Origin of the sequence: Streptomyces sp. NPDC058579, assembly GCF_042718575.1 — a bacterium.
In the GTDB taxonomy this organism is placed as follows: Bacteria; Actinomycetota; Actinomycetes; order Streptomycetales; family Streptomycetaceae; genus Streptomyces.
In genome coordinates, this window is the sequence record NZ_JBHXPI010000008.1 from 137,812 (window position 1) to 156,808 (window position 18,997).

At 72.8% G+C, this 18,997-nt stretch carries 15 protein-coding genes; 8 read left to right on the forward strand and 7 right to left on the reverse strand.

Annotated elements, in window-relative coordinates; translation table 11 throughout:
* Window positions 1–5 precede the first annotated feature (5 nt).
* Window positions 6–1,238: a Tm-1-like ATP-binding domain-containing protein gene (locus tag ACFWRO_RS13590; RefSeq protein WP_384508916.1), complete on the reverse strand. Its 1,233-nt coding sequence runs from the start codon at window positions 1,236–1,238 to the stop codon at window positions 6–8.
* 100 nt (window positions 1,239–1,338) lie between these two features.
* Here ACFWRO_RS13590 and ACFWRO_RS13595 point away from each other — a divergent pair, with 100 nt between their 5' ends.
* The 3 genes from ACFWRO_RS13595 (at window position 1,339) to ACFWRO_RS13605 (ending at window position 3,313) form a co-directional block, all read left to right on the forward strand.
* Window positions 1,339–1,917, forward strand: coding sequence for a Type-2Aa cytolytic delta-endotoxin (locus ACFWRO_RS13595; RefSeq protein WP_384508919.1), 579 nt, complete (start codon window positions 1,339–1,341; stop codon window positions 1,915–1,917).
* Window positions 1,918–2,005: 88 nt separating this feature from the next.
* Window positions 2,006–2,626 carry an L-threonylcarbamoyladenylate synthase gene (locus tag ACFWRO_RS13600; RefSeq protein WP_384508921.1) on the forward strand — a complete coding sequence of 207 codons (621 nt, stop codon included), beginning with the start codon at window positions 2,006–2,008 and terminating at the stop codon, window positions 2,624–2,626.
* A 36-nt stretch (window positions 2,627–2,662) separates the two neighbouring features.
* Complete coding sequence (locus ACFWRO_RS13605) at window positions 2,663–3,313, forward strand: DUF4232 domain-containing protein (protein ID WP_384508924.1); 651 nt, start codon at window positions 2,663–2,665, stop codon at window positions 3,311–3,313.
* Between the two features lie 4 nt (window positions 3,314–3,317).
* Here the strand turns inward: ACFWRO_RS13605 and ACFWRO_RS13610 are convergent, their stop codons facing one another.
* Both ACFWRO_RS13610 and ACFWRO_RS13615 read right to left on the reverse strand, forming a co-directional pair.
* Window positions 3,318–4,970, reverse strand: a complete 1,653-nt coding sequence (locus ACFWRO_RS13610) for an FAD-dependent oxidoreductase (RefSeq protein ID WP_384508927.1) — start codon at window positions 4,968–4,970, stop codon at window positions 3,318–3,320.
* 94 nt (window positions 4,971–5,064) lie between these two features.
* The gene (locus tag ACFWRO_RS13615) at window positions 5,065–5,979 is read right to left on the reverse strand and encodes a diiron oxygenase (protein WP_384508929.1); all 915 of its coding nucleotides are present in this window, start codon (window positions 5,977–5,979) and stop codon (window positions 5,065–5,067) included.
* A gap of 286 nt (window positions 5,980–6,265) precedes the next feature.
* Here ACFWRO_RS13615 and ACFWRO_RS13620 point away from each other — a divergent pair, with 286 nt between their 5' ends.
* The 4 genes from ACFWRO_RS13620 to ACFWRO_RS13635 all read left to right on the forward strand — a co-directional run bounded on the left by ACFWRO_RS13620 (window position 6,266) and on the right by ACFWRO_RS13635 (window position 13,281).
* Window positions 6,266–9,103: a hypothetical protein gene (locus ACFWRO_RS13620; protein WP_384508932.1), complete on the forward strand. Its 2,838-nt coding sequence runs from the start codon at window positions 6,266–6,268 to the stop codon at window positions 9,101–9,103.
* Window positions 9,104–9,292: 189 nt separating this feature from the next.
* The gene (locus ACFWRO_RS13625) at window positions 9,293–10,090 is read left to right on the forward strand and encodes an N-formylglutamate amidohydrolase (protein WP_384508934.1); all 798 of its coding nucleotides are present in this window, start codon (window positions 9,293–9,295) and stop codon (window positions 10,088–10,090) included.
* Window positions 10,091–10,131: 41 nt separating this feature from the next.
* Complete coding sequence (locus ACFWRO_RS13630) at window positions 10,132–11,721, forward strand: molybdopterin-dependent oxidoreductase (protein ID WP_384508937.1); 1,590 nt, start codon at window positions 10,132–10,134, stop codon at window positions 11,719–11,721.
* Between the two features lie 114 nt (window positions 11,722–11,835).
* Window positions 11,836–13,281, forward strand: coding sequence for a glyceraldehyde-3-phosphate dehydrogenase (locus ACFWRO_RS13635; protein WP_384508940.1), 1,446 nt, complete (start codon window positions 11,836–11,838; stop codon window positions 13,279–13,281).
* Between the two features lie 79 nt (window positions 13,282–13,360).
* Here ACFWRO_RS13635 and ACFWRO_RS13640 read toward each other — a convergent pair whose 3' ends face one another.
* Together ACFWRO_RS13640 and ACFWRO_RS13645 are read right to left on the reverse strand one after the other, a co-directional pair.
* Window positions 13,361–14,362 carry a CU044_5270 family protein gene (locus tag ACFWRO_RS13640; protein ID WP_384508943.1) on the reverse strand — a complete coding sequence of 334 codons (1,002 nt, stop codon included), beginning with the start codon at window positions 14,360–14,362 and terminating at the stop codon, window positions 13,361–13,363.
* A complete protein-coding gene (locus ACFWRO_RS13645) occupies window positions 14,359–15,021 on the reverse strand; it encodes an RNA polymerase sigma factor (protein WP_384508946.1) in 663 nt (220 codons plus the stop codon). Before ACFWRO_RS13645 ends, ACFWRO_RS13640 begins: the two co-directional genes overlap by 4 nt.
* Before the next feature lie 131 nt (window positions 15,022–15,152).
* Here ACFWRO_RS13645 and ACFWRO_RS13650 point away from each other — a divergent pair, with 131 nt between their 5' ends.
* The gene (locus tag ACFWRO_RS13650; RefSeq protein ID WP_384508949.1) at window positions 15,153–16,163 is read left to right on the forward strand and encodes a hypothetical protein; all 1,011 of its coding nucleotides are present in this window, start codon (window positions 15,153–15,155) and stop codon (window positions 16,161–16,163) included.
* Here ACFWRO_RS13650 and mmsB read toward each other — a convergent pair.
* Window positions 16,158–17,426, reverse strand: a complete 1,269-nt coding sequence (mmsB, locus tag ACFWRO_RS13655) for a multiple monosaccharide ABC transporter permease (protein ID WP_384508952.1) — start codon at window positions 17,424–17,426, stop codon at window positions 16,158–16,160. The genes ACFWRO_RS13650 and mmsB overlap by 6 nt on opposite strands.
* Window positions 17,423–18,973 carry a multiple monosaccharide ABC transporter ATP-binding protein gene (gene mmsA, locus ACFWRO_RS13660; RefSeq protein ID WP_384508955.1) on the reverse strand — a complete coding sequence of 517 codons (1,551 nt, stop codon included), beginning with the start codon at window positions 18,971–18,973 and terminating at the stop codon, window positions 17,423–17,425. The genes mmsB and mmsA overlap by 4 nt, the downstream gene beginning before the upstream one ends.
* Window positions 18,974–18,997: the final 24 nt, after the last annotated feature.

Below are 18,997 nucleotides of genomic sequence, written 5' to 3' on the forward strand. Positions count from 1 at the left end.
CTAGCTCACCGGCTCTCCTCGATCAGGCGGTGCAGCAGCTCCGCCGCCGCGCGGCCGAACGACGGGTCGTTCAGGTGGGTGTCGAACTCCACCACGTCGACCGGGCTGCCCCGCAACCCGTCCCTGACCGCGTCGAACACGACCTCGTCCAGGACCGGGTCGTGGTACGGCCCACCCGGCGCGCCCAGCGTGGACAGGCCGCGCAGCGGCAGGCACACCGCCGTGGGCCCGGTCGCGGAGAGCAGCTTCACGGCGACGCGCGCGCCGAGCTCCGCGCACTCCTCGGCCGTCGTCCGCACCACCGAGATCGACGGGTTGTGCACCCGCACGTCCCGGTCCAGCACCCGCTCCGGGACCGTGTCCAGCGGCCCGAACTTCACCATGTCGAGCGCGCCGGGGCTCACCACCTGCGGGATCCCCGCGCGCCCGGCGGCGAGCAGCCGGTCGGGTCCTGCCGTCAGGATGCCCCCGCAGAGGTCGTCCGCCAGCTCGCAGAGCGTCAGGTCGAGGACGCCCGCGAAGAGTCCCTGCTCGGCGAGCGACTCCAGCGTCCGGCCGCCCGCCCCGCTCGCGTGGAAGACCAGCACCTCGTAGCCGAGTTCGGTCAGCCGTGCCCGGGCCGCGTCGACCCCGGGGGTCGTCACGCCCGCCATGCTCGCGGCGACGAGCGGCCGGTCGTCCCGCACCGCGGGAGCCGCCGCCGTCTCGGCGTAGCCCCGCGCCATGCCGGCCACCGCGTCGACCGCGTTCGCCAGTATCGGCGCCGAGACCCGGTTGACCCCGGCGATGTCCACCACGCTGTACATCAGGGTGATGTCGGCCGAACCGACGTACGGCGCGACATCGCCCGAGGCCATCGAGGAGACCATCACCTTCGGCACCCCGAGCGGCAGCGCCCGCATCGCCCGCGTCGCGATCGATGTGCCGCCGCTGCCGCCGAGGGCGAGCACCCCGTGCAGCCTGCCCTCCGCGTGCAGCCGCCGCACGACCTCGGCCGCCCCGCGCGCCATCGCGGTCACCGCCGCGCCCCGGTCCCCCTCGTTCTGTAACCCGTCGAGATCCACGCCCGCCGCCCGCGCCACCTCGGCGCGGGGGACGTCCGGGGGTGTCCGAGGGGCCCCGATCACCCCCGTGTCGACCATGATGACCTCGACCCCGCGGCTCTCCAGCCGCGCGCGCAGCCATCCGTACTCCAGACCTTTGGTGTCCAGCGTGCCCACCAGCACTACGATCGCCATCCCCGTACTGTCCGTCCAAGTCGACATGACGACAAGACTGTGGCAGTCGGACGCCAGACGGCATACTGACCCCTCTTGATCACCTAATAGGAGGAGTTTCATGGCCGCCAGTTTCAAGACCGTCATAGAGGTGGGCCGGGACCATCTCGACCAGGCCCGGGCCATCGACCGGCTGTTCCAGCAGGCGATCGCGCCCGCCACCGTCAACTTCGACTTCGAGAACATCCACCGGGCAGCCGCCGAGATCCCGGACAGCGCCGTCGTGAAGATGGTGCGCGGCTGGGGACTCCAGGAGCAGGCCCCCGTCATGGTCATGGTGCTCTCCCTCAAGGAGGCGGTGCGCCAGGCGCTGCCCGTCGAGTTCGCCGAGGCCTCGTTCTGGGACACCGTGGAGAAGGAGCTCGCCGACGCCTTCACCGGCCTCGCCGCGCAGGAGGGCGAGCCGGGACTCTCGTACTACGAGGAGGGCCCGGACCGCACCCGTTACTACCGTGACCTGTTCTTCGCCCTCCAGGACGAGGAGACCGGGGACCACATGTACGCGATCGCCTTCTGCATCGACGTGACCGTCGAGCTGGCGAAGGAGCAGGCAGCCGCCCTGGAGCTCATGGACGTCGCGCCGTACGCGATCCGGCTCAACGCCATAGTCCTGCGCCAGGAGTTGCGCCTCGCGGCCTGACGGTCGCCCGCTCCCGCCCGAACGTGCGGGGAACCGCACCGGCCCGCCGTCCCGGGCCGGACCCGACGGAGAACCTAGACTGCCCCGCATGGCGAAGTACTTCGACGTGCACCCCGAGAACCCCCAGCGGCGCACCATCAGCAGTGTGGCGGACAGCATCCGCTCCGACGCGCTCATCGCGTACCCGACGGATTCCTGCTATGCGCTGGGATGCCGCATCGGCAGCCGCGACGGCATCAACAGGATCCGAGCGATCCGCGAACTCGACGACCGCCACCACTTCACCCTGGTGTGCCAGAACTTCGCGCAGCTCGGCCAGTTCGTGCAGGTCGACAACGACGTGTTCCGCGCCGTGAAGGCGTCGACGCCCGGCAGTTACACCTTCATCCTGCCGGCGACGAAGGAAGTCCCGCGCCAGCTGCTGCACCCCAAGAAGAAGACCGTCGGTGTCCGGATCCCCGACCACGTCGTCACCCAGGCCCTCCTGGAGGAGCTCGGCGAACCGCTGCTCTCCAGCACCCTCCTCCTGCCCGGCGAGGACGAACCGATGACCCAGGGCTGGGAGATCAAGGAGCGGCTCGACCACGCGGTGGACGCCGTCCTCGACTCCGGCGACTGCGGTACGGAACCGACGACCGTCATCGACTTCTCGGAGGGTGAGCCGGAGATCGTACGCCGAGGGGCGGGCGACACCTCACGGTTCGAGTAGCCCTGGCCCCGGCGGCCGCCGTGTGATGATCGCGGCATGACCGTCATATCTCCGCGCCACGGCCCGGTCCTGCTGGCCGCCGCCCTCCTCACCGCCGGGTGCGGCCTCGGGGCCGAACTCGACCGCGAGGTCGACCCCGAGCGGACCGGCTCGCACGCGACCGCCGAGCCGTCGGGAACCCCGTCCCGCCCGGGCGGCCCCGCGGACCTGGGGATCGCTCCGCCGATGGAACCGCCCACCGCCACCGCCCCGGAGGGCTGCCCGGCCACCGGGGTGAACGTGACGACCGGCATGGTCAACGCGGCCATGGGCCTGCGCGCGATGCCGGTGACCGTCACCAACTGCGGTACGGGCGAGCAGCGCGTCAACGGATATCCGGACGTACGCGTACGGGACGTGAACCGGCAGCCGATGGATGTCACCGTCCTCAAGGGGACGGGCCCCATCGCGCAGATGGAGGACCCGGGCCCGCACCCGGTGACGCTGAAGCCCGGCGAGTCCGCGCGCTCCGTCTTCGCCTGGCGGTACTCGGCCGTCGACTCGGCGACCCAGCGCGGCAGCGGGGTGTACGTCGAGATCGCCCCGGCCCCGGGCGTGGCCCGCCAGACCGTGGTGCCGGAGGGCGGCCTCGACGTCGGCGAGACGGGCCTGCTCGGCACCACGGCCTGGGAGAAGGTCACGGACTGACAGGTCAGCTGAGGAGGCGCAGGCGGGAGCGGCGCGCCGTCGCCACGAGGGCGGCCACCGTGGTGAGTTTGACGCGCGGGCGGCCCGTCGCACGGCCCTTGGCGCGTTCGGCCCGGTCGATCGCGGCCAGGCCGCGGGCGTCGACGACCTCGGCGCGCCCGCGCACCAGGCGCCGGAACGCCCGGGCCGTACGGGACGGAGCGGGCAGGGCGCCCGCCACGGCGTCCGCGAGCAGCGCGCCGACCGTCTCGGCGGCGCAGGTCCGGTTGGCCCCGATCCCGCCCGAAGGGCCGCGCTTGATCCAGCCGACGACGTACGTTCCGGGCATCCCGGCCACCCGGCCGCGCTCGTGCGGCACGGTGCCGGTCGCCTCGTCGAAGGGCAGCCCCGGCACCGGCACGCCCCGGTAGCCGACCGCCCGCAGGACGAGCCCGGCCGGGATCTCGCGCTCACCCCGACCCTCCGTCACCCGCGCGCCCCGCACTGCGTCCTCGCCGACCAGGGCCATGGGCGCCGAGTGGAACCGGAGCACGATCCGCCGGTCCGGGCTCGCCGGCCGCGTCCAGTCGACGGTCTCCCTCGCCACGTCCCGTAGCAGCGCCGCCTTCGCTCCCGGCGCCGCGCCGTCGATCGCCGCGCCGGTGCGCGGGTCGTGGTCGTCGACGACGAGGCGCACCCCGGACAGGTGGGTGAGGGCACGGAGTTCGGAGGCCGTGTACGCGGCGTCCTCCGGGCCCCGGCGCCCGAGCAGCGCGACCTCGCGCACCCGGGAGCCGCGCAGGGCCGCGAGCGCGTGGTCGGCGATGTCGGTGCCGGCCAGGGCCTCGGGGTCCGTCACGAGGATCCGGGCGACGTCGAGCGCCACGTTCCCGTTGCCGACCACCACGACCCGTTCCGCGCCGGTCAGGTCGATCGCGTCCGGGGCGGTCTCCGGGTGGGCGTTGTACCAGGACACGAACTCCGTGGCGGGGACGCTGCCGGCCAGCTCCTCGCCGGGGACGGCGAGCCCGCGGTCGGCGGAGGCGCCGACGGCGTACACCACCGCGTCGTGGTGCGCGGCGAGTTCCGCCGCCGTGACGTCCCTGCCGACCTCGACGCCGAGCCGCAGCCGTACCCGGGGGTGGGTGTGGAAGCGGGCGAAGGTGTCCCCGACCTTCTTGGTCGCGGGGTGGTCGGGCGCCACGCCGTACCGGACGAGACCGCCCGCCACGGGCAGCCGGTCGACGAGGGTCACCTCGGCGTTGGTGTGGAGCAGGAGGTCCTCCGCCGCGTACATCCCGGCCGGTCCTGTCCCGACGATAGCGACCCGGATCGGCGCGAAGTCGGACGGCAGGCTCCGCTCGAAGGCCGGGGCGCCCCAGGAGTGGAAGTTCGGGCCGGTCGTGGCCGCTTCGAGCGGCTCCTTGTCGGCGAAGTACGCGGCGTTGACGGCCGCGTACCCGGCCTGGGCGGGGGAGAGGCTGTCCACGGGGAAGATCGCGTCGACCGGGCAGGCGTCGGCGCACGCGCCGCAGTCGATGCAGGTCGCCGGGTCGATGTGGAGCATCTCGGTGGAGCCGAACTCCCGCTCCCGCGGCGTCGGACGGATGCAGTTGACGGGGCACACGGCGACACAGGTCGCGTCGTTGCAGCAGGTCTGGGTGATGGCGTAGGTCATGTCGTCGGCTCAGCTCGGGGTCGCTACGGCTACGGCTTCGGCTTCGGGCGGGGTCGGGATCGCGGTCGGGTCTGGTGGGGTCGGTCCGCCGCGGTCAGATCAGGTGGGCGCGCCTGTAGAAGGCCAGCGCCGGCCGGGTGAGCAGCCCGGCGGAGGCCAGGAACTCCATGAGGCCCGCGCAGCTCGACCGCATCAGGGCCTTGTGGTGCTCGTTCGCCTTCGCCTCGGCGACGGCGCGTTCGACGTCGAGGTCCGCGCTCTCGTAGACCTTCCGGCCCACCATGCTGGTGACGATGACGTACGAGGCGATGGCGATCACCAGCGCGTGGAACCGGCGGCGCACCCCGCTCGCGCCCCGCAGCCGGCGGAGGGTCTCCTCGCGGGCGAACTTCATGTGCCGCGACTCCTCCACGACATGGATGTTGTTGATCGTGCGGACGAACGGCACCACCCGCTCGTCGCGCATCCAGTCGCGCTGCATCACGTCGAGGACCTCCTCGGCGACCAGGATCGCCGCGTACGCCGCCTCGCCGAAGGCGACCGTCTTGAAGGCGCGGCCGAGTTCGATCGCGAGCCGGTGCGGACGGTAGGCCGGGGCGCCGAGCTTCGCGGCGCCGCGCGCGAACATGATCGAGTGCCGGCACTCGTCGGCGACCTCGGTGAGCGCCCACTGGAAGCGGGGGTCGGTCGGGTCCTTGGCGTACATGTCGCGCAGCACCATCTGCTGCAGGATCATCTCGAACCAGATGCCGGTGCTGGCCACCGACGCGGCCTCCTGGCGCGTCAGCTCCTTGCGCTGCGCGTCGGTCAACTCGCCCCAGTACGCGGTGCCGTAGAGGGTGCTCCACTCGGGGCTCGCGCCGTGGAAGTCCTTGTCCAGCGGGGTGTCCCAGTCCACCTCGGTGGCCGGGTCGTAGGACAGCTGCGCGGCCGAGTCGAGCAGCCGCCGGGCGACCTCCTGCTCGACGTGCCGGTCCTCGCTCTCCCGTGGGGCGGTGCTGCGTGCCATGTGCGGCTCCTCGGCTCTCGACTCGGATCGATCGGATCGAGACGCCGCACGTCTTGTTAGATGCGGCGTCTAGCAAGCTGTTAGACGGAACGTATAACAAGCGGGTCCGGCGGGCCTACCCCCGTGCGGCGATTTCCCGCCGATCTCTCCGCGAGCCCGGCCTTCTCCCGTCCCACGAGGCAACCCACGCCCACCGGTTGCCGTCCTCCGGTCACGAGAGGGGACCCCGAGGCGTCCTGAGGCGCCCCGAGGTGTCCCGAGAGAACCGATCGTGAGGAAGACCGCTTTGATACGTGTCACACGTGTGGTGACCACGGCCGTGGCCTTAGTCGCCCTGGCCGCGGCGGCGCCACTGCCGGCGTACGCCGAACCGTCGCCGGGCCCGCTGTCCCGAGCGGGCGGCGAGAGAGCCGGTGGCGTCGACGGGACGCTGCCGGAGGGCTGGCGGCTCACCGGCGAGGGCGCCGACCGGGAGCTCGTCTGGACGGCCGGCGAACCCGTGCCCATGGGCGACGCCCGCGTCGAGTTCTACTCGGGCAAGAGGCTCCTCGGCCGCCCCGCACCGGCCGCCGACGGACGCGCGTTCCGGCTGAAGGCCGACGGCGTACGGCTGGGCGCCGCGAAGGACCTGCGGGTCGTGGCCGCCGGGCGCCGCCTGGACGCCGGTACCCCCGGCGCCGCGGACGCCGCGAACAAGGCTCCACGGAGCAGGCCCCACGCCCCCTCCGGGCGGGTGGAACCGCCCCTGCCGCTCAACCCGGTCGACCCCGGCAAGCCCGGCGCCTACCGCACCGTCAGCGGCGAATACGACCTGCCGGCCGTCCGGTTGCCCGGATACGCCGAGCCGATCGAGATGCGCGCCGTCGTCGTCGGACCGACCGGCGCACCCGGGAAGCGGCCGCTCGCGCTCTTCCTGCACGGCCGCCACGGCACCTGCTACGGCCCCGGTGAGGAGGTGACCGGCTCCTGGCCCTGCGGCCCCGGCACCAAGCCGATCCCCAGCCACAAGGGCTACCTGGCCGCCCAGAAACTCCTCGCCTCCCAGGGCTATGTGACGGTCTCCATCTCCGCCAACGGCATCAACGCCCAGGACCACGCGGCGGACGACGCCGGCGCGCAGGCCCGTTCGTCCCTCGTGCGGCAGCACCTGGGCCGCTGGGCGGACTGGGCCGCCAAGGCCGACGGCGCCCCTGCGGCGGTCCGCGCCACCGCGCCGGCCGACCTCTCCCGCGTCCTGCTCGTCGGCCACTCCCGGGGCGGCGAGGGCGTGAACCGCGCGGCGCTCGACAGCCTGCACCGGCCCCCGGCCGACCAGGACGGAGCCCCCGGCCAGGCGCGCTGGACGATCCGCGGCAACGTCCTCATCGGCCCCACGATCTTCGGCCAGAACCCGGCCCCGGACGTGCCCTCGATGACCATGCTGCCCGGCTGCGACGGCGACGTCTCCGACCTCCAGGGCCAGATCTACGCCGACGGCACCCGCGGTGTGAGCCGTGGCACCGCGCTGCAGAGTGCGGTGTACATGATCGGCGCGAACCACAACTACTTCAACAGCGAGTGGACTCCGGGCCAGGCGGAGGCGCCCGCCTTCGACGACTTCTCCTCGGACGACGCGCAGGACCCGGTCTGCTCGCCCGGCACCAAGACCCGGCTGACCGCCACGCAGCAGCAGACCGTGGGCGCCACCTACATCGCCGCCGCGGCCCAGCTGTTCGTCGGCGGTGACGACCGGGTCCGTCCGCTGCTCGACGGCACCGGCCGCCGCGTCCTCTCGGCCGGCCCCGCGCGCGTCCTCAGCCACGCCGTCGGCGCGCACCGCACCCCCGGCTTCCTGCCCGGCCCCGGGCTCACCGTGACCGGCGGCGGCCGCCTCTGCGCGCAGATCGACCCGGACCCGGCCCGCGCCTGCCTGCCGGAGAACGAGGGCGGCACGGGCGGCCGGTCGCCGCACTTCGCGTACTGGGAGGCCTCGCCCGAACCGGGCCGCGACGCCGTCGCCCTGCGCTGGTCGGGTACGGGCGCGGGGGCCAAGGCGACCCTGCGCTCCGAGCGCCCGGTCTCCCTCAAGGGCTCCGGCTCGCTCGCGCTCCGCGTCATCGTGCCGCCCAACACCACCGGTACGCGCCTGGACATCGCGCTCGTCGACGCCGACGGCCGCCGGGCGCCACTCGGCCGGGCGCAGATCGACGGCCTCCCGGGCAGCGACCGGACCACCTCCCACTGGGGGCGTGAGGTCCGCGTACCGCTCGCCCCGGCCTCCCGGTCCAAGCTGGACCTGACGCGGATCACGACCCTCGAACTGACCCCGAGCGGCGGCTCGGGCCAGGCCTGGCTGATGGACGCCTGGGGCTGGCGCCCCGGCACCCCGGCAGCCCAGCCCGGCGCGATGCCCCGCATCGACATCGGCCGGCTGACCGTGGACGAGGGCGACTCCGGCGTGCGGACCTACCGCGTTCCGGTCCAGGTCTCCGGCCAGGGCAGCGGCCAGGTCCGGGTGTTCACCCCGCAGCCGGGCTCGGACGAGGTGACGTCCCGGATCGTGACCGTGAGCCCGGGGAGCCAGTCCATCGACGTGCCGGTCGAGGTGACGGGCAACACCCGCTTCGGCTACGACCTGTCGCGGGACATCTCCGTGAAGGCCGTCAAGGGCGTGGCCGTCGGTGCCCACCGCGGTGGTGTCACCGCGAAGAACGACGACGCGAAGCCCACGGTCACGGTGACCCCCGTCGCCGACGACGTCACCGAGGGCAAGCCCCTGACCTGGCGGGTGAACCTGTCCGCGCCCGCCGACGTGGAGGTCGGCGGCGTCCTCGAACTCCTGCCCGTCACCGGCGGCCCCGAGCTGTCCAGCGCGGACGTCGCGCCGAGCTGGCTGGAGCAGTTCTTCGGCGCCGTGCCGAACCCGCCCAAGCCGCTCTCCGCGCTCGGCTGGGAGGGTGAGCCCGCGAGCCTCTGGGCGGACGTGCCCGCCGGACAGACGAGCGTCGAGGTCTCGATCCCGACCGTCGCGGACGCGCTCAGCGAGCCCACGGAGACCCTGCGGGCCCGTCTGACCACCTACGACGACAACTGGGACCCGCACCACGGGCCCGAGTTCACGGGCTCGGTGCGGGACGCCGCGTAACCGGATGTGACGATACGGACCGGGCGGCGCGCGCACTTTCGCGCCCGCCGCCCGGTCCGCCACGTTGGGGCCGGAACGCCGGAACGCCGGAACGCCGGAACGCCGGAACGCCGGAACGCCGGATCGCCGGATCGCCGGATCGTCCGGTGCCCTACGCCATCGACTCCGTACAGCGAGGACAGCCACGCCATGCCCCCGTCCTTCCAGCTCCTCCCCGGAGACCCCGGCTCCCCGGTCCTCCTCCACGTGCCGCACTCCTCCCGGGACCTCCCGCCGGACGTGCGCGCCGGCATCGTGCTCGGCGACGAGGAACTCGGGCGCGAGCTGGACCACATCACCGACGCCCACACCGCCGCCCTCGCGGACGTGGCCGCACGGGCCGCCGCCGTCACCCCCTGGCGGTTCGTCAATCTGCTCTCCCGCCTTGTCGTCGACCCCGAGCGGTTCCCGGGCGAGCGCGAGGAGATGCGCGCGGTCGGCATGGGCGCGGTCTACACCCGGACCACGCACCGTGCCGAACTGCGGCCCGAGGACTTCGACGAACGGCCGCTCCTGGAGCGGTACTTCACGCCGTACGCCCGTGCCATGACCGCCGCCGTCGACGCCCGCCTCGCGGCGGCCGGCCATGCGGTGATCATCGACGTGCACTCGTACCCGACCGAAGCGCTGCCCTACGAGCTGCACGGCGCCGGCCCCCGGCCGCCCATCTGCCTCGGTACCGACCCCTTCCACACACCGCCCGCCCTGCTGGACGCGGCACGGAAGGCCTTCGCGCCGTTCGGCGGCATCGGGACGGACAGCCCCTTCGCCGGGACGTACGTGCCGCTCGCGCACTACGGCCGTGACCCGCGCGTCGCCGCCCTGATGATCGAGATCCGGCGCGACGTCTACATGGCGGAGCCCGGCGGCCCCGCGGGGCCCGGACTCGACGCCCTGGGCGCGGCCCTGGCCGCCCTGGTCGAGGAAGCGGCGGCGGCGCTCGGGTGAAATCCCGCCACATCGGCCCCCGTATGCCGATGCTGGGAACCATGAACGCCACACGCTCCGCCCGCAGGGGGCCCACCCGCACCGACCGGCTGCTCGCCGTCGTCGGCGGTGTCCTCTCCGGCTACGTCGCCCTGGCCGTCGCCGACGTCCTCGCCGGCCTGATCCGGCACGAGTCGGGCCCGGTCACGGCCGTCGGCGACGCCGTGGTCGACCGGACCCCGGCCGCCGTCGAGCAGTGGGCGATCCGTACGTTCGGGGAGAGCGACAAGGCCGTCCTCCTGCTGGGCATCGTGCTCGTCCTCGGTCTGATCGCCGCGGCCCTCGGCCTGCTCGCCCTGCGCCACCGTGCGGCCGGGGCCGCCGGCGTCCTCGGCTTCGGTGTCGTCGGCGCGCTCGCCGCCGTCACCAGGCCCGACTCCGACTCCGCGCTCGACGCTCTGCCCTCGCTCGTCGGGGCGGTCGTGGGCGCCCTCCTGCTGTACGTCCTCATCGGCCGGCTGCTCGCCTCGGGCGCCGACGAACCGCCGCAGGCGGCCGCTCGCGCCGACCGGCGGAGCTTCCTCGTCGTCGCCGCCGGCGCGGGCGTGGTGGCGACCGTCGCCGCCGCCCTCGGCCGGGCGGCCGGGCCGTCCTCGGGGGAGGGCGCCACGGCCTCCCGCAGGGCTCTGCGGCTACCCAGGCCGGCGTCGGCCGCCCCGGCCGTGCCGCCGGGCGCCCAGCTCGACGTGCCCGGCATCAGCCCCTTCGTGACCCCGAACAAGGACTTCTACCGGGTCGACACCGCCCTCGTCGTCCCCAAGGTCGACGCCGACGGCTGGCGGCTGCGCGTCCACGGCATGGGCGTCACGAGCGAACTCTCCCTCGACCTGCGCGAGTTGATGGCCCGCGAGGTGGTCGAGCGGGACATCACCCTCGCCTGCGTCTCCAACGAGGTCGGCGGCCCCTACGTCGGCAACGCCCGCTGGCTGGGCGTGCGCCTCGCGGACCTGCTCCGCCAGGCCGGGGTGCGCCCGCCGTCCGAGGGCGGTCCCGCCGACCAGCTCGTCGCGCGCTCCGTCGACGGCATGACGCTCGGAACCCCGGTCGAGGACGTGATGGACGGCCGCGACTCTCTGCTCGCCTTCGGCATGAACGGCGAACCGCTCCCCTTCGACCACGGCTTCCCGGTCCGCATGCTCGTCCCGGGGCTCTACGGGTACGTCTCCGCCTGCAAGTGGATCGAGTCCATCGAACTGACCACCTTCGACGCCTACGACGCCTACTGGGTCCCGCGCGGCTGGGCCGCCGAGGCCCCGGTCAAGACCCAGTCCCGGATCGACACCCCCCGGGACCTCGCCCGCCCTGCGGCCGGCACGGTCATGATCGCCGGGGTCGCCTGGGCCCAGCACCGGGGGATCTCGCGGGTGGAGGTCAGGGTCGACGACGGACCCTGGCAGGAGGCCCGGCTCGGCGCCGAGGACAGTCAGGACACCTGGCGCCAGTGGGTCCACCCCTGGCAGGCCGCACCCGGCCGCCACACCCTCACGGTCCGCGCCACCGACGGCACCGGCGCCACCCAGCCCGAGCGGCGCACCGACACCATGCCCGACGGGGCCGCCGGCTGGCACTCGGTCGTGGTGACGGTCGAGTAGTGCGGGGTGAGGGTCGACCGGTGAAGGGAGGGGGAGCGGAAGGCGGCCCCGCGGGCTAGATCAAAATGCCGTCGGGTTAGCATATGAGCACCGCCTAGCTCGAAAGATGAACTCGTGACTGTCAATGACGACTCGTTCACCAGCTGGAAGAACCGCGAGGAGATCGCGGAGTCGATGATTCCGATCATCGGGAAGTTGCACCGGGAGCGGGACGTCACGGTCCTGCTGTACAGCCGTTCCCTGGTGAACAAGTCGGTGGTGAGCATTCTCAAGACCCACCGATTCGCCCGTCAGATCGCCGGTGAGGAGCTCTCGGTCACCGAGACCATGCCCTTCCTGCGGGCCCTCGCCACGCTCGACCTGGGCCCGTCCCAGATCGACATCGGCATGCTCGCCGCGGAGTACAAGGCCGACGACCGCGGTCTCTCGGTGGAGGAGTTCACCGCCGGAGCCGTCGCCGGCGCCACCGGCGCCAACAAGATCGAGTGCCGCGACGGCCGCGACGTCGTCCTCTACGGCTTCGGCCGCATCGGCCGCCTCGTCGCCCGCCTCCTCATCGAGAAGGCCGGCTCCGGCAACGGCCTGCGGCTGCGCGCCATCGTCGTGCGCGGCGGCGGCGAGCAGGACCTGGTGAAGCGCGCCTCGCTGCTGCGCCGCGACTCGATCCACGGCCAGTTCCAGGGCACGATCACCGTCGACGAGGCGAACAGCACCATCGTCGCCAACGGCAACACCATCAAGGTGATCTACGCCAACGACCCCTCCGAGGTCGACTACACGGCGTACGGCATCAAGGACGCCATCCTCGTCGACAACACGGGCAAGTGGCGGGACCGCGAGGGCCTGTCGAAGCACCTGCGCCCCGGCATCGACAAGGTCGTCCTGACCGCCCCGGGCAAGGGCGACGTCCCGAACATCGTGCACGGCGTCAACCACGACACGATCAAGCCGGACGAGCAGATCCTGTCCTGCGCGTCCTGCACCACGAACGCGATCGTGCCGCCGCTGAAGGCGATGGACGACGAGTACGGCGTCCTGCGCGGCCACGTCGAGACGGTTCACTCGTTCACGAACGACCAGAACCTGCTGGACAACTACCACAAGGCCGACCGTCGCGGCCGCTCCGCGCCGCTCAACATGGTCATCACGGAGACCGGCGCCGCCTCGGCCGTCGCCAAGGCCCTGCCGGACCTGAAGGCGCCGATCACCGGCAGCTCGATCCGCGTCCCCGTCCCGGACGTCTCGATCGCCATCCTGAGCCTGCGCCTGGGCCGCGAGACCACCCGCGAGGAGGTCCTCGACTACCTCCGTGACGTCTCGCTGCACTCGCCGCTGAAGCGCCAGATCGACTTCACCACGGCCCCCGACGCGGTCTCCATGGACTTCGTGGGCTCGCGCCACGCCTCGATCGTCGACGCGGGCGCGACCAAGGTCGACGGCGACAACGCGATCCTCTACCTCTGGTACGACAACGAGTTCGGCTACTCGTGCCAGGTCATCCGGGTCGTCCAGCACGTCTCCGGCGTCGAGTACCCGACGTACCCGGCCCCGGCGGTCTGACCCCCGGCGCACTCGGTGCGTACGCAGGCATGAGCGAGGCCCCCACCGGCAACGGCGGGGGCCTCGCTCATGTGCGCGCTCAGGGACGCGGCGTCTCGCCGGCCCGGTCGACCGCCGCCCTGGTGAGGATCGCGGACGTGCCGACGACCGTGCCCTTCGGGCCGGCCTCGCCGGACTCCGTCAGGACCGTGCGCTCCCCGAGGAACGCGTGGGTGGCCGGGTCGAAGACCCACTGGGTCTGCCGCCCCTCGGACGTCCGGGCGACCGCGACCCCGTGCCGGCCCACGGCATCGGTGGCCGCGGGGACGACGACCACCCCGGGGATCCTTCCGGCCGCCCGGTAGAGCGCGGCGCTGACCCGGGGCGGCGCCCAGGTCTCCATGAGCAGGTCCCCGATCGCGGCGAACGCCCGCTGGTCGGGATCCGCCCCCGGTGCCTGCGTACCCGAACCCCCGGTCTCCGCCCGGATGCGCGCGAGCAGGGCGTCGGGGTCGGTCGGCAGCTCCGCGAGCTCCTGGTACGTCGTCCGGGCGGCGGCGTCGGCGCCGAGCGGGGAGTCCGGTCCGCCCTCCTCGCGCAGCAGCCCCGGGCGCGTGCCGTCGGCCGACAGCCACACCTGGCGCGTGCGCACGGGGGCCGGCGTGACCGGGCCGCCACCGGCGCTCTGGGAGCCGTACGCGACCTTGCTCTCGACGTAGACGAACTGGTCGCCCCGGAGCGGCGGTCGTGTCCCTTCGCCCGCGGCGAGGGCGATGCGGTCGAGCAGCCGGGCCGCCTCGGGCGAGGCGGTGGCCGGGACGTTCCCGGCGGGTCGCGTCTCCGCCGTCCCGAAGGTCACCACGCCGCCGATCGCCAGGGCGCAGGCGACGGCCGGTGCCAGGACCCGGATCAGGCGCGGGCGTGGCACGGGACGCGGGACGGCCTCCGCCTTCCGGCCGTCGACGGTCGAAGTACGGCTCAACAGGGCCGCCTTGAGGCGCTGTTCGCGCTCCGGGGTCAGGTCGGGGACGGCCGGCGGGGGCAGCAGCCCGGCCAGGTCGGCGTACTCGGGGTCCCCGGTGCGGTGCGGGCCGATGTTCATCCGTGGTTCTCCTGGGGCTTCGGCCGGACCGCGCGGGAGCGGCCCGCCACCGGCTGGTCGGGGGTGGTGCTCCGGTCGCGCGCGTTCCGCGCTTCCCGCGCGGCCCGCGCCGTCTCCGCCTCGGCGAACGCGCGCAGCCGGGTACGGGCCCGGGAAAGCCGCGACCGTACGGTCCCTACCGGTACGCCGAGCGCCTCGGCGGCGGCCGCGTAGTCCAGGCCCGCCCAGACGACGAGCGTGAAGACCTCGCGGTCGCGGCGGCGCAGCCGGCCGAGCGCGACGTGCGCCGCGCGCACCTGCTCGGCGTCCGCGAGGTGCGAGACGACCTCGTCGGCGAAGTCCGGGACCGAGCCGCGTTCCGGAAGCCGGGCGAGCGCGACGTCACGACGACGGCGGGCCCGCGCGCCCTGGCGCATCAGATTGGTGGCGATCCCGAGGAGCCACGGCCGCAGCCCGTCGCCCTCGGGCAGCCGTTCGTCGTCCTCGGGCCGTAGCCGCTCCCGGCTCCGCCAGGCCTCCAGGAAGGTCGCCGACACGACGTCCTCGGCCTCCGCCCAGTCGCCCGTCACCCGCAGGGCATAGCGGTACAGCACCTGGGCGTGTGCGTCGTACAGCTCACCCAGGGCCTCCCGGTCACCACTGCGGAAGCGCTCTCTCATCACTGTTTCCACATCCTGCACTGGCCGTCGCGTCGCACGGGTTCCGGTGACCTGCGCCACATCCCCGGGTGTCGAGGGTGCGTGTGACGCGGCTCACGGGAACGCAGGCGCCCGGCGGACCAGTACGGATCATGAACACTTCCTCACCGTCCCAGCCGTCCACACCGTCCCAGCCCTCCTCGTCCTCCCAGCCCTCCGCGCCCTCGCGCCGGTCCCTCCTCCGGACCGCCGGCCTCGCCGCCACCGTGGCCGCGGTGGGCCTCGCCCCCGCCCGGAGCGCCGTCGGGGCGTCGCGGACCCCGGACACATACACCCTGACGATCACTCACCTCGACCGCGCCGGGCGGCCGACAGGCGCGTACGCCACCACCGTCACCGGTCTCTCCGGGCCGGGCGCCGCGGAGAGCGTCCAGCCGTACGACCCCTCCGGCACGGTCACCGTGCGCCTGCCCAGGGGCCGCTACATCCTGGACAGCGTCCTGACCGCCTCGGGCGACGGGGGCGGCACCGACTGGATCGTGCGACCGCGCCTCGATCTGGACCGCGACACCACCCTCACCGTCGACGCCCGCACCGCGAAGCCCGTCGACGTCCGGCCGCCCGACCGGTCCGCCGCGCTCCTGCACGCCGGGATGTTCCTGCGGATCACCCACGACGGGACCGAGCGGTTCCTCAACCAGGTCGTCAACGCGCCCACCCTGCGCGTCGCCCACCTGGGCCCCGCCGCCGAACCCGGTTCGGTGGAGCAGTGGTACGACGCGTACTGGCGGACCGGGGCCCTGAGTTACGCCCTCGGCCACACCGTCACCGGCTCGCGCGCCGTCACCGGGCTCACCCTGCGCCCCTCGACCCAACAGCTCGCGACCCTCCTGGTCCACGGGGGAGCACGGTCGGGCGCCCCAGGCACCGCGACCGTCGACCTGCTCCCGAGCAAGGGGCCCACCGTCGGCCTGGCTCAGCCCCTGGCGACGCCCGGCACCGCCACCTTCCTCCTGACCCCCGAACGCGGCACCTGGGACGTCCTGTACACGGTCCGTCCGAGCACGCCGGACGGACAGCCGACGTCCTACCGCGCCGAAGGCATCCGCGTCCGCGCGGGCGAGACGACCACCCGCAGCTTCGACGGCGCGGCCCGGCTATGAACCGACCCTGCGCTTGTTCCACACGTCGAAGCCCACCGCCGCGAGCAGCACCAGGCCCTTGATCACCTGCTGCCAGTCCGTACCGATCCCCACCAGGTTCATGCCGTTGTTGAGCACACCCAGGACCAGGCCGCCGACGATGGCTCCCAGGACCGTGCCGACGCCTCCGCTCATCGACGCACCGCCGATGAACGAGGCGGCGATCGCCTCCAGTTCGAAGTTGATGCCCGCCTTCGGCGAGGCGGCGTTGAACCGGGCGGCGAAGACCAGACCGGCGAGCGCCGCCAGCACTCCCATGTTGAGGAAGACCAGGAAGGTGACCTTCCGGTCCCGCACACCGGAGAGCTTGGCGGCGGGCAGGTTGCCGCCGATCGCGTACACATGGCGTCCGACGATCGCGTTCCGCATGACGTAACCGAAGCCGACGAGGAGCGCCGCGAGAATCAGGAGCACGACCGGCGCTCCCTTGTAGCTGGCGAGCAGAAGGGTGAACACCAGGACCGTCGCGACCAGCGCGCCCAGCTTCACCGCGAACAGGCCGACGGGCGCGACCTGGAGGGCGTACTCCCGCTGGCGGCGGCGGTCCCGCACCTCCTGCCAGACGACGAAGACCATGAGGGCAAGGCCGAGCAGCAGCGTCAGATTGTGGTAGTCCGTGTGCGGCCCGACCTCGGGCAGAAAGCCGTTGGAGACGGTCTGCAGCCCGTCCGGGAAGGGACCGAGCGTCTGGCCCTTGAGGAAGATCTCGGTGAGCCCGCGGAACAGGAGCATGCCGGCGAGAGTCACGATGAACGACGGTATGCCGAGATACGCGATGAAGAAGCCCTGCATCGCCCCGGCCGCCGCGCCGAGCAGCAGCACGAGCACCACCGCCAGCGGCCAGGCCATCCGGTGCTCGACCATCAGCACGGCGGAGACCGCGCCGACGAAGGCGGTGAGCGAGCCCACCGACAGGTCGATGTGGCCCGAGATGATGACGATCATCATGCCGATCGCCAGGATCAGGATGTAGCTGTTCTGCAGGACCAGGTTGGACACATTCCGCGGCAGCAGCAGATCGCCGCCCGTCCAGACCGCGAACAGGGCAACGATGAGACCGAGGGCGATCAGCATGCCGTACTGCCGCATGTTGCCGCGCAGTCCGTCGAGGACCAGCCGGCCGACGCCGGGCCCGGTCTTCGTAGGGCCGGATTTCGTCGGGCCGGTCTTCGTCGGTCCGTCGTCGTCGGCGGCCCGGTCGCCGGCCGTGAGATCGGTGCTCATGCGCGTTCCGTCCTGTCCTTCGTCATGTGCCGCATCAGCAGCTCCTGGGTGGCCTCGGCGCGGGACACCTCGCCCGTCAGCCGGCCGGCCGCCATCGTGTAGACGCGGTCGCACATGCCGAGCAGCTCGGGGAGTTCCGAGGAGATGAAGAGGACCGCCCTGCCCTCGGCGGCCAACCGGTCGATGACGGTGTAGATCTCGTACTTGGCGCCCACGTCGATCCCGCGGGTCGGCTCGTCCAGGATCAGCACGTCCGGTCCTGCGAAGATCCACTTGCTGAGCACGACCTTCTGCTGGTTGCCGCCCGAGAGCCGGCCGACCGGCTCGAAGACCGTCGGCGCCTTGATGTTCATCGACCGGCGGAACCCCTCGGAGACCCTGGCCTCCGCGTGCTCGTCGACGATGCCGCGCCGGGCGACCTTCGGCAGGGCGCTCAGCGAGACGTTGCGGTTGATCGTGTCGATGAGGTTGAGGCCGTAGTGCTTGCGGTCCTCGGTGACGTACGCGATGCCGTGCCCGACCGCCTCCGGGACCGTACGCGTACGGATCTCCACGCCGTCCTTGAGGACCGTGCCGCCGCCGTACCTCCCGTAGCTGCGCCCGAAGACGCTCATCGCCAGCTCGGTGCGGCCCGCGCCCATCAGCCCCGCGATGCCGACGATCTCCCCGCGCCGCACGGTCAGCGAGACGCCGTCGACGACCTTGCGATCCTTGTCGATGGGGTGGCGCACGGTCCAGTCGCGGATCTCCAGGGCCGGAGCCGCTCCCCGCTCCGGCGTGTGCGGGGTGCGCTCGGGGAAGCGGTGGTCCAGATCGCGGCCCACCATGCCCCGGATGATCCGCTCCTCGGTGGTCTCCTGGGCCTTCACATCGAGGGTCTCGATCGACCGGCCGTCGCGCAGGACGGTCACCGAGTCGGCGATGCGGGCGATCTCGTTCAGCTTGTGCGAGATGAGGATGGAGGTGATGCCCTGCGCCTTCAACTCCTCGATGAGAGCGAGCAGTTTGGTGCTGTCCTCGTCGTTGAGCGCGGCCGTCGGCTCGTCCAGGATCAGCAGCTTCACCTCCTTGGCGAGCGCCTTCGCGATCTCCACGAGCTGCTGCTTGCCGACGCCGATGTCCGCGACCCGGGTCTGCGGATGCTCGTCCAGGCCCACTCGGCGCAGCAGCTCGGCGGCGTGCCGCAGGGTGCGATCCCAGCTGATCACGCCCCTGGTGGCGTGCTCGTTGCCGAGGAAGATGTTCTCCGCGAGCGAGAGGTACGGCACCAGGGCGAGCTCCTGGTGGATGATCACGATGCCGCGCTTCTCGCTCGCCCCGATGTCCCTGAACCGGCAGGGCTCGCCCTGGAAGACGACCTCCCCTTCGTAACTCCCGTACGGATGAACCCCGCTGAGGATCTTCATCAGCGTCGACTTGCCCGCTCCGTTCTCCCCGCAGAGCGCGTGCACCTCGCCCGCGCGGACGGTCAGGGAGACGTCCGACAGGGCCGTCACGCCGGGAAAGGTCTTGCTGATCGAGCGCATGTCCAGGACGGCCTCCGCCATGGCACACCCACCCCTCTCCGGTCG

Excerpts from the sequence above, each read along its gene's own strand:
- ACFWRO_RS13610 (WP_384508927.1), bottom strand. The coding sequence starts at position 4,970 with ATGACCTACGCCATCACCCAGACCTGCTGCAACGACGCGACCTGTGTC.
- ACFWRO_RS13650 (WP_384508949.1), top strand. The coding sequence starts at position 15,153 with ATGAACACTTCCTCACCGTCCCAGCCGTCCACACCGTCCCAGCCCTCC.
- ACFWRO_RS13600 (WP_384508921.1), top strand. The coding sequence starts at position 2,006 with ATGGCGAAGTACTTCGACGTGCACCCCGAGAACCCCCAGCGGCGCACC.
- mmsA (WP_384508955.1), bottom strand. The coding sequence starts at position 18,973 with ATGGCGGAGGCCGTCCTGGACATGCGCTCGATCAGCAAGACCTTTCCC.
- ACFWRO_RS13605 (WP_384508924.1), top strand. The coding sequence starts at position 2,663 with ATGACCGTCATATCTCCGCGCCACGGCCCGGTCCTGCTGGCCGCCGCC.
- ACFWRO_RS13595 (WP_384508919.1), top strand. The coding sequence starts at position 1,339 with ATGGCCGCCAGTTTCAAGACCGTCATAGAGGTGGGCCGGGACCATCTC.
- ACFWRO_RS13645 (WP_384508946.1), bottom strand. The coding sequence starts at position 15,021 with ATGAGAGAGCGCTTCCGCAGTGGTGACCGGGAGGCCCTGGGTGAGCTG.
- ACFWRO_RS13615 (WP_384508929.1), bottom strand. The coding sequence starts at position 5,979 with ATGGCACGCAGCACCGCCCCACGGGAGAGCGAGGACCGGCACGTCGAG.
- ACFWRO_RS13625 (WP_384508934.1), top strand. The coding sequence starts at position 9,293 with ATGCCCCCGTCCTTCCAGCTCCTCCCCGGAGACCCCGGCTCCCCGGTC.
- ACFWRO_RS13640 (WP_384508943.1), bottom strand. The coding sequence starts at position 14,362 with ATGAACATCGGCCCGCACCGCACCGGGGACCCCGAGTACGCCGACCTG.
- mmsB (WP_384508952.1), bottom strand. The coding sequence starts at position 17,426 with ATGAGCACCGATCTCACGGCCGGCGACCGGGCCGCCGACGACGACGGA.
- ACFWRO_RS13630 (WP_384508937.1), top strand. The coding sequence starts at position 10,132 with ATGAACGCCACACGCTCCGCCCGCAGGGGGCCCACCCGCACCGACCGG.
- ACFWRO_RS13590 (WP_384508916.1), bottom strand. The coding sequence starts at position 1,238 with ATGGCGATCGTAGTGCTGGTGGGCACGCTGGACACCAAAGGTCTGGAG.